The 255-nt window shown below is 55.3% G+C and carries 1 pseudogene; it reads right to left on the bottom strand.

The window, feature by feature from the left end:
- Nucleotides 1-255: pseudogene (locus ACRXB1_RS37815) on the bottom strand (IS701 family transposase); the annotation flags it as partial.

Below are 255 nucleotides of genomic sequence, written 5' to 3'. Positions count from 1 at the left end.
GTCACGCTCAATGCGCCAGCGCATTTTGGCAACGTGAACGAGATGTTGCACGACCGTCTCTTCGGGCAAAGTTGAAAGCCAGTATTTGGTTGGTTCGATTTCACCAATGGGCCACTCGATAAGCAGCTATTCTTCATCGCGCGGCGTAGCCCGCCAATTATCACGGTGAGAGGTCCGCACGCGCAACGCCGCAAAACGGGAACTTAGAGCCGCACGAGTGCCTTCGCGCCACGAAACGGTGTTATAGCAAGATGG

This window comes from Caballeronia sp. M23-90 (assembly GCF_053574605.1).
The sequence above is the reverse complement of the archived record's forward strand: the minus strand, read 5'-3'. Positions and strand labels throughout refer to the sequence as shown.